The organism is Bacillus sp. D48C (genome assembly GCF_053345735.1).
In genome coordinates this window covers 195,589-207,566 of the sequence record NZ_JBKFAQ010000007.1, presented here as the reverse complement: position 1 = coordinate 207,566, position 11,978 = coordinate 195,589, and the positions used below count along the sequence as shown (strand labels likewise).

The following is an 11,978-nucleotide window of genomic DNA, read 5'->3' as shown; positions in this document are numbered from 1 at the left end:
TGCACCTATATTTTTGGTGTAGCTTTCTTCTTTATTTTATTAATCAGCTCTATGTACTGAGTATCTCCATATCCGATTGTTGGAAAAAGATAAAACAACTTTATTAATAATTCACGAGTTGATAAATCTTTATTTTTAGAGATGAATTTCATTACTGCATTATCTTCTGTTAACATTTCTAAAAATAAGTCTATAGCCTGATACATTACAGGTGGTACCTTATGAGAGGTCTTTTTATGGTTTACTAATACTTCATTGTATATAGAAGAGTAATTCCCCAATTCAAGTTCAATTTGATTTACTTTAAATTCATCCTCTCTAAAGCTATTTAAGTATACCTTCCCTTCATAAGCAGACTGTTCAAGGTGAGAAAGTATGGTAAGTAGGTTCATTTGGCAAAACATATCTTCACCAAACCATAGAACAATACATTTATACTTTTTCGTAAAAAGGTTTTCTAACGGATCTATAACCTTTTTTATATAACTTTCTACTGAACTGTTATGTCCTTTCGCTCTTGTTTTAATAAACTCTTCATTAAAAACTTGAGTAGTAGCCGAGTTCACACACATTGCCTCATTAAATGGTGCATAATCAGAATCACCCATTAGCTTTTCGTTTTTAAATTCTTCATACATAACTTGACCATTTAATATGTTAAGTACCTCTTTATCAAATAGCTCACTCTTCCTATTTCGTAACTGCTCAACCTCTATTTTTCTAGAAATATTCATATTAAACGCCCCTTCTTTATTTAAATTTAGTTTAACAAATGATTGAATAGGCATTTTGTTAAGTTGGTATTCTCTTGGATTCATTCCAAAAACATTTTTAAAACTTCTACTATAAACCTCTTGGGAAGAGTAATCGTAATCCAATGCGACCTCAATTATCTTCCTACCATTCTTTAAATCCTCCGTAGATAAATACAACCTTCTAAGAAGAATATAACGTCTAATACTGAAACCCGTTACTTGATGAAATTTAAAAGAGCAATAATAAGGAGAATACCCCATGTAACGAGATAATTCATCTAATGAAAATCTCTTTTTTAAATTGCTCTCAATCCAATTAATCATCTGCTGTATATGTTCATTCATTTCCTTCACTCCTTATTTAAAAGTATAGGAGAAGTGCGTTTCTTTCTTTTGATATTTCTTGTGTTTTATAACATGAGCCTTTCTCTAAAGTCTTTATAATCTATATATAAGTATTAATTTTATATTTTTTCATCTATCTTATTTTGTCATACCTTCTATTCATTTTTCAATTTAGCGTTAATGAGTATGTTGGCAACACCTTACTAATTATTAAAGGTCAATTTACATCATATTTCATTTTAAAGGATTTCAAAAATTAAACACGAATTTTATAAAATAAAATTCTTTTAATTCCCAAGTTAAAAAATTAAGGTTTGGAAAGGACGTTTCAATGAACAAGCTAGAAAAAGAAATACTTCAATTCATAAATGAACAGTATCCGTTGAATTTTATTAACATTAAGCCAATAACAAATGAGATGTATGAATGTCTTACAGAACAAGGTACATACTTCAGTAGAATTACAAACTACAAAACATATGAAGAACAGATAGAGGAAGTTTTATATACAAATTTTTTATATCAAAATGGTTTAGGTGTTCCACCAATAATCCCTTCATTACAAGGGAATTTTGTAGAAAAATTCACATTAGACAAGGAGATTTTTGCTGTATTATATAAAGCTGCTCCTGGTATACATTTACCAAGGTCTGAATGGAATTCTAATATATTTAAAAAACTTGGTAAACAAATTGGAAAATTACATCGTATATCTAAAAGCTTTGAAAAGATTAAACCAGTAAAACATATAAACGATTGGTATGAAAATGAAGAATATAATTTTCTTAAATATATCCCTAAAGAAGAAAATACAATAAGAGAAATTGCATCTGACGTTTTAACTTCCATAAAAGAGCTACCAAAATCCCCTTCAAATTACGGCTTAATACACGGAGATTTATGGTTAGAAAACATTTTAGTCGAAAATAATTCAAACTTAACAATGATAGATTTTCAAGACTGCGAAAAACATTTTTACATATTCGATTTAGCCGTTCCTATTTATAGTGCAATAGAATATTCATTTGCTGGAAATGGGAATATCGTTGACTATGAGTATTCTATTACAAAAGCACTATTTGAAGGCTACCAAGAGGAAAATGAGCTACCAAAAGAGATGAAAGACAAGTTTCCGTTATTTATTAAATTAAAGGAAATTTTTGAATATAGCTTAATGCATATGTATTGGGATAAAGATGAATTAACGGAGGAACAAGTACGGATTATGAACCTTTATAGGATGAAGATCGAAAATAAGAATACCTATATCAATATTTAAGAATACTGTTGTTTAACTACAAGGAAACTTTGGTTAAACAACAGCATTTATTAATTAGCTGACAACCTTTTTTATGACTTATAAATACTGATTCAATAATCTTTTCAAATACACTTCATTTTGCGGTGATACTTTTTCAGAAAATCTAACTGCAATAATAATAGGAGCCCATTGAAAAACTTCATCTCTTGATATGCCGGTACGACTGCAATATATATGTAAATACATCTCAGCTAATTCTACCGAAGATTGTGAGTACAACAAGTATGTTCGAAATACATCTGCGCGAATATCACCTGAACTAGCATCTACCCAATCTATAACTTTCACTTTCTCTTCCTTACTCAAAATCAAATTAAATGGATGAAAATCTCCATGACATAGCCTAAAATCAAATGTAATAGATTCTAATTTTTGTAATATATCCTTCTTTTTGCGTTCATCCAATTTATGCACAGATTTAATTTGACGCTCTAACCTTTCCCTCATTAACTCCATTTCATCTGTATTCACATGTATAGCATGGATCTTTTTTTGCTCATTAACACAAAGGCCGATATAACGCTCTGCCTCATTTAAATTATTAAGCAGAAGATCACCAATGTTGTCCCCTTTTACATGTTCCATAATAATTGCCTGTCTATTTTGTATCTTTGTCACTTCAAATACGTTTGGAACTGGCAGCCCGCATGAATAAGCATATTTTTGTTTTTTTGCTTCATTCATAGACTCTGTATCTGGGAGGTAATCTTTAAATAATTTTACAACCTTATCAGTTAAATAAATTTCTGCAGTATTCCCTTTTGCAATTGGATTACCTAGATTCACTTCATTTCTCTCCTTAAAATAAGTTTGAATAATGCTTAATCCTTTTCTTTGCATTCACTCTAATCATAACGAAAACCTTCTTCACGAAGATATAAAAAACTTACCACTTTCTATCCTTAAATAGAAAGTGGTAAGTTTAGTTCTTTAGGAATATTGGAATGAAACTCTGGTGTATACACAATAGAAAATGAATATCCCTGCTCAATAAATGATACTTCATTATGTTTACATTCAAAGGGAACATTATTTTTCTTAAAGTTATTTTGGATGTGCTGTAAAAATGCTGAATCCGGTGTTCCGAAAGAAACATGAACTTTCGGTGGTAAAGCTTTCATTGCGATTGGAATCCAAGGTCTCTGCCACCAAGTCGCGACGATATATGCAGTGCCACCTATAACAAAGTTAAAAATATCCCCATCTTCCATCGTTTTCATATTTAGATTTGATTTTAACCATTTCGTAAAAACAGGTACACTTTTAACAGGAAGACCAATTTCCCTTACGTATAAAATGTTTAAAGGTGAGTGTGGTACTAATACATCTTCTTTAACATAACTATGCGCGATAATTTCGAGAAGATTTCCATCGCCATCTCTGAAATATAAGTTGAATCGGCCGCTCTCTTCATCAATTGTATGACCATCTTTCCATTTTACAATGAGTAATCCAGACTTTTCAAGCCATCTTGCAACTTCATGAAATTTTGAATATGGAATCTCAAAAGCAAAGTGCGCAGGTGCAATTGGTTCATATAATTCTTGAAAACTAATTGTAGTGTACGGTGTTACTTTAAATTGAATAAATGATTCTGTTTCTTTTTTTATTGGAAAAGATAATATGTCCCTATAAACTTGTTTTACCCCTTCTATGGAAACCGTTTGTAATTTTATATCTAATATATGTGTAATCACGTTACATTCCCCCTTGTTTCTTATTATCTATTCGTATTGTATTACACTTATAAATAGATAAAATCAAACGGAAGGATGGATTTTTCATGTAGAAACTACAACTTTAGTATGAATATGTTAGCTCCAATTATTTTTTATTTCTGCTATAACAATTTCTGGTTTATCCCAGTGCAACATGTGTGTAGTATCAGGAATTACTTTTACTATACTGTCCGTTTTCTCTTTAAAAACATTTACTGTCTTATCTCTATAATCCGCCCAAACTTGTGGGACTGTAGCTCGAAGTAATACAATATTAGCCGATAGCTTCTCATATATATCTATAGTTTCATCTTTATGCATACCTCTTATTATATTACTAGCTGTATTTCCCCTGGCATGCCACCATACTTTATTATCCATTTCGATCCCTAGATCCTTTACAGCAACTTCTAACAATGAAGACCACCTAGTATAAGCTGCTTTTTCACTTTTGAAAAATTCGTCCCAATTATTAAAAACGTATTCATCAAAGTCCTTTTCATAATAAGCCATTTCATCTTCCAACGTTTCTTCTTTAAGCCTTTTTGTTTGATATCCACCATCAATAAGAATACTTCCTTGTACTTTTTCTGGATGATTTAACAAATAAAATAACGCTACAAAACTTCCCCATGAATGTGATAGAAAATAGAAGTATTCGATTCTCAATTCATTTATTATTTCATTTAACCAATTTGCTAAATTGTGCATCTCATAATCTTCTGTTCTTTCAAATGGGGGTGTTTTACCATGTCCAGGTGCATCAACGGAGATAAATCTATACTCTTCTTTTAATTCCTCAGCAATTTCTATAAAACTTAAACTCGTACTACCTAATCCATGTAAACAAAAGATAACGGGCTTGTCATTATTCCCCCATTCAGTAATATGTACATTTATTTTTTCATTGCTAATATAGTAACGTTTCAAAACATTTATCCTCCATATTTTGATTTTTTAATTTACACTTTATTTATTTCTATTATTTTCAAGTATCTCCTGTATTCTTTTCCACACAAAAAGCTGCTTTTCTTTAAATGAAAAGCAGCTTTTACACTAAAATATATTACAATTTAACAGCAATAATCATAAATCTTTTTGAATTAGTACGAATCCCTTTTTCAAAACTATACGTATCAATGAACTTTTGTAAAATAGTAAAATCCTCTTCCTGTTCTCCGAATCTAGGAATAATAGGGGTATGTTTTAATAAGAAAATGAGATCTTCAGACCTACTGTAATAATCAGTAACATCATATTCACGTACTTGCACGAGATCAAATCCTGCACTAATAAGTTCATTCATATACTTTTCTTTTAAAGTACCATCCCGTTCACCTAAGCATTGCCCTCTACCAAATGCTTCTTTCAGGTTTAATTTATCATTCTCACTTACTTGTTGTGTTAAGAAAAAGGCACCCTTTTTCATTACTTTCGCTAACTCAGATGCCAGAAACGGGGCATGACAACTTGAAGCAATATCAAAATGTGCATGTGGAAATGTTAAAGCTTCAGAACCCATTTGAAGAAACTCAACATTTTGTACACCTGATTTTTTCAAGTTAGAATGTGCCGTTGCAATCATGCCGTTAGAATTATCAATTCCAATCAACAATTTAGCTGATGATGCTATGTTAAGTACATTTTCTCCTCCCCCTGTACCAACATCAAGTAAAATATGTGATGGTTTACACCTTTCTTTTACCTCACTATAAAAGTCCCATGTATCTCCTACAGTTTCACATTTTATTTTACTAAAATCCCATCCATTTAATCTTCCTATTTTATCATAGAAGCTTTTATACTCTAATTCGTTCATCTTATTACTTCCCCTTTGTAAAAATAAATTAAATATGTATAATAACCTACGACACTCCTTAATTATATATTATAAATTACAAATTATTAAAACAATATTTCCCTTCACACTACAATAAGTTTACATAACATTTTTATGGTTTATCTTTATCTATATATTCTAAATGCCCTCTTCCCCAACTACACATACTATCCAAAACAGTACTGACTGTTTTTCCATGTTCAGTTAAGCTATATTCTACTTTAGGTGGTATTTCTTGATAAATTTCGCGTTTTATTAGTTGATCTTGCTCTAATTCACGTAATTGCTTCGCTAACGTCCCTTGAGATATATCTGGTATCAATCGCTTTAATTCACCAAAACGTTTCATTCCATCTGTTAGCAAAATAAACAAAATGAGTGGCTTCCATTTCCCACCGATTATTTGTAATGTTGCTATTACCCCTTTTAACTTCGGTTCTTGTAAATCCATTTTTCTCACCTCTCCTCAGATATCATAAAGTGAAACTTTAATCAGTGAGGGTTTTGTTCATCCCAAACTGATTATTAGTTGAACCAATCGGGCTTTTACGGGCAATTGATCTCTTACCTAACTTCCTTGCATTTTCCTAACTTTGAGGTGAGAGTTTTACTGCCCGTTAATGCGGGATAAACCATATTTAGCGATTTTTCCAATTACTTATCCGCATAAATAGCGATTAGTACGAAATTTACGACTATGTACATATAAAGTGCGTACTTTTCACTTGCTCCCTTTTAGCGAATAATAAAAGCATAGCACAGTTATATTCTAAATTTTTTATTAAAGGAGTGGCTAAAATATGTCTATTACTACATTAGAAAATAGTCGTATTGTTATCATTGGCGGGAGTTCTGGTATTGGATTGGCAACGGCAAAACAAGTAATTGAACAAGGAGCACATGTTATTATTGCAGGGCGTTCGGAAGAAAAATTAAAAGTTGCTAAAAAATTAATAAATAGCAATCATCTTCAAACTTATATATTGGATAATCAAAATAAAGAGCAATTACAAATTTTTTTCAAGACAGTTGGGAACTTTGATCATTTATTCACACCGGGAGCCTCTTACACACTTGGACCAATTACCTCTACAGAGGAAATTGCTGAAAGTAGCTTCATCGGAAAGTTTTGGCCTCAATATTATGCCGTAAAATATGCAATTCCTTTTCTTTCAAACTCTGGATCTATCGTGTTAATGTCCGGTGCATTTAGTCAAAGACCACTTAAAGGCGCACCTGCTTATGGAGCTTGCAATGGTGCTATTGAAAGTTTAGGGAAGGCTTTAGCTGTGGAATTAGCTCCTATTAGAGTTAATGTGGTTTCTCCTGGAACAATACAAAAAGAAAATGAACAAAATGAAAATAGACTAGTTGCTTACGAAGCTTATAAATCTCTTTCACTTGTACAACGAGCTGGATATAATGATGAAATTGCACATACTGTCCTATATTTAATGCAAAATAGTTTTACTACGGGTAATGTATTGTTTCCTGATGGAGGGTACACATATCATTAAATTATTTAAGACAAAAGCCCCTTATTACGGTGGCTTTTGTTGCTCATTTAAACATTGCTGAAATTTCCAAATAGATGATTACATTACTTTAGTACCAACTGGTTGGTTTTTAGATGATTCATTACAATCCGCTCATTTTGTACATTTGCAAATAAAATTGTGCTAGTAGTTGACGAATCGAATCTCGAAGTAATTTGTCTTGATATTTATGGATAAGTTTCCAAAGAAAAAAGGCATATAATTAATGCCTTTTTTCTTTATCATTATTTAACTGGATAACAAACTTCTGTAACCCACTTATTAGGATCCGATTCCATCGCTGGGCTCACATGATAAATATTAAACATCGGGCCTGCTAATTTGTAACCTTCTGTCTCAATCCATTTTGCCGCAGCCTCATTTACAGCTGTCATCTGTTCATAACTTCCATTAACTGTTATAGAAGCTATATTGGTTGATTTCATATTTTTAAATGTAACGTCTTTTGTATTTTCGTGCTTACCTAGAATACTTAGCTGTATTTCTATATCTACATCATTTTCTTTGTATTCACGATCATGGAAAACCGCAATACTATAACTCGGATGGGCAATACTAATATTTTTCATTTGAATTTCTTGCATTAATACACTCCATAAATCACCTTCGCAATTATACGATGGAATAATCTTTCTAACACTAGCTACAGTTCTTTCTGGAATTTCTTTTATTGAAACATGATAATTCATCTCAACAACATCCTCTCTCATCGTTTTCATTGAGTCTTCGAGGAGACGTAATTGTTTTTGGAGGTTATTCATGTCTTCTTTAATTTGAGCACTACGATTTAAAAATTGCTCTTTTATGCTATCTATATTATCGCATTCTATTATTTCTTTGATGGTAGCAATATTAAACCCCATAGCTTTTAATGTTTGAATTTGATTTACCTTTTTTAATTGGTCAGCTGAATAAAATCGATATCCACTCTGCTCATCGACTTTTACTGGTTGTAATAATTCCACTTTATCGTAGTGTCTCAACATACGTATACTAATGGAAGATAGTTTCGAAAAATCCCCTATTTTAAACATGATTTCCTCCTATAAGTTACATCTACTTTGAAGCTCAACTTCATCATAAACAATGACATTATGTGAGGGTCAACTATTTTTAACGATTTAAATAACAATTTAACATGTTATATTTATATAATTAAAAACCTATATTCCTGTTTTTATGACTACTGCAATTGATAACCATTAGTTATTTTTCTCAAGACATTCATAAACCGCCATCATATCTCGTTTATCCAACTCACGAATACGATTAAAAATTGGTATTTGCCCAACAGCTTCTGTTAATAAGCTCTCATCCACAACATCACTAACTTTTCCAGTTAACCACGTTTGTACATCCACGCCCTCGACAACTTCTTTTAACCCTTCGTCATTAATACCACTTGCATTACAAGTTACACATGGAATTGTTAGTTTAAAGACACCATCATGTAGATTATCTTCGGTTATCACTTTCTTACCTTTACAAAATGGACATGGATTACTTTTTTTAATTTTATTAATTTGGGTAACTATTTTTTTGTATCCAAACGCTTCGTATACATACGTAAGTTTTTTATATTTACCATTTGTGAAATACTTATCTATAATGTTTTCTCTCGTTTCATAAACATTAGGGAAATCACAAACAGTTACTTGATTATTAACACTAATGGATTCGATATTTCCTTTTATTTCACCCCAGAATGGTAAGACATTTTGTAACACCATTTCATAGTTTGAAAAGCTTGCTTGTTCTAATTCAAACATCTTCAGTGCAACTTGTGCTTTTCTTGGCAATAAAGAAACATCTTCTGTCAATACCATATCGCCACCAACAATAGACTTCAATTTAACAAGTGTCGGTAAATCACCAACTGTTTTCACTACTTCATTAATAGGCTGATTAATTATTTCACGAATATCTACGTTATCAAATTTAAGTGGTTTATGATGATTTAAAACCGTCCCCTCGCAAATTGGACATTTCATCATTTTTTTTGAACTTTTAATTTCTTCTTTAATAGGTGCTTTTGAAATAACAATATATCCACCAATAATTGTATTAAATCCTACCCATGTTCTGCGTGTCTTTCCTTTTTTATCATAAAATGATTTTTCAAAATACCCGTACCAAAACGTATGCTTTTCTTCTTCTGACATATCATTATAGCTCTTTGACAAATCGTGATCAAGCTCATTTTTTATTTCTTCGAATAGAAATTCTATTTTTTCATGCTGATAAAATTTTAATACCTTCATGATTTCTGGATCGAATAGCCCATCCCAAAATGGAACACTTTTATCTTGAATGGCAATATCTTTATCAAAAACTTCAATTTGAAGACGTCCAGAACAAGATGGACAATGATTGTCCTGTGAATAGAAATCAAAACTTCTCGTATCTTTATTAATTGGATGAGCAGCTACAATATGATTAATTAATCCACCAATCTCATATAAGAAACTATATTGACTATATAAATGTCTTTCAAGATCAATAGCAATAACAGGTGCGATTGTATCAGATTCATATTCACCATAAATTAACCTAGCCATTGATGATAAACTTTTTAAAATACCGCCCTTATAAATATTTTCGGCATTTTTAAAATAGTTAATATGATTTTCTTCTAAATAGTGAACCCCTTTTTTCTGCTTAAGCATTGAAGAGATGTGTATTTTCTCTGTGCTATTCACATTACTTTTTTGACGATAGTAATCCTCATGATTGACAACATCCAAATGCTCTATAGATTCATTCTGCCTTTTTCCAAAATCAACTATATAATCAGAGCTTTCTAACATGTAACGATTATGCTCAATCATAATGATCGAAACTGATTCATCTTGCAGAATACCTCTAATACTATCGATAAATTGATTTAAAATATTTTGTGATAAACCTTTTGAAGGCTCATCAAAAATAAATAATGTATGTGGATTTCTAGTGTTTGCAAATAATTCCGAAACTAAATGAACACATTGAAACTCACCTGTCGATAATGTTTGTGTTTTTCTCTCTAATGTTAAATAGCCAAGCCCTAATTTAATTAGTAGGCTCAAACGTTTATAAGCGATATCTTCATTTGGAAGTTCATCAATAATATCCTCAATCGAGCGCTCAAAAATATCATCAATGTCTTCACTATACTTTGTCAGTTTCTTTTTAATATCTAGGAAAGTTGCTACAGTTGATCGACTTGTAATTGATTGATTTCGGTCTTGTCCTACCATAACTAATTTATCTTTTGGATATCGTTTCAAAAAATCTGTAGCTAGACATTCGTTGACAAGTGTAGATTTCCCACATCCTGATTCTCCTGTAACTGTTACAAGCCTGTTTTTAGGAATTTGAAACTCAGCCATTTGGATATTACGGCAATATAAATCATAGAATGTATAATATTCTGTTGGTATTTCTTTATTTCGATCCCACAGTATTGACTTTGGTCTTGGTGATTCTTCCACAATTTTCCCGCCATATTTTCCGCTACCAGGTCCAAAGAACAATTGCTCATCAGTTGTATCTAGTACTGTATCTGAATGATCAATAAGCCAAATTTGATTTTTACACCCTAATCGTTTAATCTCTTCTAAAATTTGTAATAAAGTTTCATGATCAAGTCCAACTGAAATCTCATCAATAATAATTACAGCATTTTCACTTACTGCCATGAATTCGGCCAAATAAAGTCGTGTTAACTCTCCACCTGATAACGTACCCATAATTCGATTTAATGTTAAATAACCAATGTTCATATTAATAATATTTTGCAGTATATGCTGTTTTTCTTCACTAATATTTAACTCTTTTGCTAGTGAAAGAATAGATTCAATACTTAAATCATTAATATTTGAGATTGAATGTGGCTTGTCCAACAAATCAATTTCATGTTGTTCAATTTCTTCACTATAACGTTTTCCCTTACATTTTTTACACTCAACATTTTTTGTAGTACCACGGCCTTTACAACCAGTACACCAGCCTAATTGATTATTAAATGAAAAGACCTCTGGAGAAAGATTAAATACCTCAGCAAGTTTTTCCCGAACCTCTGTAAAAACACCAGTATGAGTACCAATCGTTGAACGCGGATTAGACGAAATCGATGATTTTCCTAGAAAAAGTACTAAAGGTATTTCTTCCATCTTAATGGCACTAAAATTTGTTTCCATAATGTTAGGAAATAAATATTGATATTCAGCCTTTGGCAATAAAGAAACTAATCGTTTTTTTGATTCTTCACCAATTGTTTGGCAAAAAGTTGTTTTACCCGATCCAGATAAACCAGCAATTCCAAACGATTTATTAAACGGTATAGTTGCATCTAATTTATTTATGTTATTAGCAATTAATTGATTTACTTTCATATTAACCTCTATTCTTATTTATTCACAAAAGCATTTTTACAATATAATAATTACATAATGAATATTACCT

General features: G+C 31.2%; 10 protein-coding genes. 2 read left to right on the top strand and 8 right to left on the bottom strand.

The annotated features are described in order from the left end of the window. Positions 1-5: 5 nt before the first annotated feature. Positions 6-1,100 (bottom strand): helix-turn-helix domain-containing protein, encoded by a 1,095-nt coding sequence (locus ACLBXA_RS18500; RefSeq protein ID WP_001002111.1) that lies wholly within the window; start codon positions 1,098-1,100, stop codon positions 6-8. Positions 1,101-1,431: 331 nt separating this feature from the next. On the opposite strand from ACLBXA_RS18500, the gene ACLBXA_RS18495 reads away from it, so the two are divergent. Beyond that, a complete protein-coding gene (locus tag ACLBXA_RS18495) occupies positions 1,432-2,379 on the top strand; it encodes a phosphotransferase enzyme family protein (protein ID WP_001037122.1) in 948 nt (315 codons plus the stop codon). 78 nt (positions 2,380-2,457) lie between these two features. On the opposite strand, the gene ACLBXA_RS18490 is transcribed toward ACLBXA_RS18495, so the two are convergent. The 5 genes from ACLBXA_RS18490 to ACLBXA_RS18470 form a co-directional block, all read right to left on the bottom strand. Next, positions 2,458-3,207, bottom strand: coding sequence for an aminoglycoside phosphotransferase family protein (locus ACLBXA_RS18490; protein ID WP_447617370.1), 750 nt, complete (start codon positions 3,205-3,207; stop codon positions 2,458-2,460). Between the two features lie 116 nt (positions 3,208-3,323). Further along, positions 3,324-4,118 carry a VOC family protein gene (locus ACLBXA_RS18485; RefSeq protein WP_000627906.1) on the bottom strand — a complete coding sequence of 265 codons (795 nt, stop codon included), beginning with the start codon at positions 4,116-4,118 and terminating at the stop codon, positions 3,324-3,326. A gap of 117 nt (positions 4,119-4,235) precedes the next feature. Then, a complete protein-coding gene (locus ACLBXA_RS18480; protein ID WP_447617369.1) occupies positions 4,236-5,069 on the bottom strand; it encodes an alpha/beta fold hydrolase in 834 nt (277 codons plus the stop codon). A gap of 136 nt (positions 5,070-5,205) precedes the next feature. Next, complete coding sequence (locus ACLBXA_RS18475) at positions 5,206-5,958, bottom strand: class I SAM-dependent methyltransferase (RefSeq protein WP_098578044.1); 753 nt, start codon at positions 5,956-5,958, stop codon at positions 5,206-5,208. A 133-nt stretch (positions 5,959-6,091) separates the two neighbouring features. After that, complete coding sequence (locus tag ACLBXA_RS18470) at positions 6,092-6,430, bottom strand: winged helix-turn-helix transcriptional regulator (protein WP_000365520.1); 339 nt, start codon at positions 6,428-6,430, stop codon at positions 6,092-6,094. A 349-nt stretch (positions 6,431-6,779) separates the two neighbouring features. On the opposite strand from ACLBXA_RS18470, the gene ACLBXA_RS18465 reads away from it, so the two are divergent. After that, on the top strand, positions 6,780-7,496 hold the full coding sequence (locus ACLBXA_RS18465; RefSeq protein ID WP_000029094.1) for an SDR family oxidoreductase: 717 nt from the start codon (positions 6,780-6,782) through the stop codon (positions 7,494-7,496). A 263-nt stretch (positions 7,497-7,759) separates the two neighbouring features. On the opposite strand, the gene ACLBXA_RS18460 is transcribed toward ACLBXA_RS18465, so the two are convergent. Both ACLBXA_RS18460 and ACLBXA_RS18455 read right to left on the bottom strand, forming a co-directional pair. Beyond that, positions 7,760-8,569 (bottom strand): MerR family transcriptional regulator, encoded by an 810-nt coding sequence (locus tag ACLBXA_RS18460; protein WP_000472619.1) that lies wholly within the window; start codon positions 8,567-8,569, stop codon positions 7,760-7,762. Positions 8,570-8,737: 168 nt separating this feature from the next. Further along, positions 8,738-11,908, bottom strand: a complete 3,171-nt coding sequence (locus ACLBXA_RS18455) for an ATP-binding cassette domain-containing protein (RefSeq protein WP_151618894.1) — start codon at positions 11,906-11,908, stop codon at positions 8,738-8,740. Between the last annotated feature and the right edge of the window lie 70 nt (positions 11,909-11,978).

Coding starts and splice junctions, on each gene's coding strand:
- ACLBXA_RS18500 (WP_001002111.1), bottom strand. CDS start 1,100: ATGAATGAACATATACAGCAGATGATTAATTGGATTGAGAGCAATTTA.
- ACLBXA_RS18495 (WP_001037122.1), top strand. CDS start 1,432: ATGAACAAGCTAGAAAAAGAAATACTTCAATTCATAAATGAACAGTAT.
- ACLBXA_RS18475 (WP_098578044.1), bottom strand. CDS start 5,958: ATGAACGAATTAGAGTATAAAAGCTTCTATGATAAAATAGGAAGATTA.
- ACLBXA_RS18470 (WP_000365520.1), bottom strand. CDS start 6,430: ATGGATTTACAAGAACCGAAGTTAAAAGGGGTAATAGCAACATTACAA.
- ACLBXA_RS18465 (WP_000029094.1), top strand. CDS start 6,780: ATGTCTATTACTACATTAGAAAATAGTCGTATTGTTATCATTGGCGGG.
- ACLBXA_RS18460 (WP_000472619.1), bottom strand. CDS start 8,569: ATGTTTAAAATAGGGGATTTTTCGAAACTATCTTCCATTAGTATACGT.
- ACLBXA_RS18455 (WP_151618894.1), bottom strand. CDS start 11,908: ATGAAAGTAAATCAATTAATTGCTAATAACATAAATAAATTAGATGCA.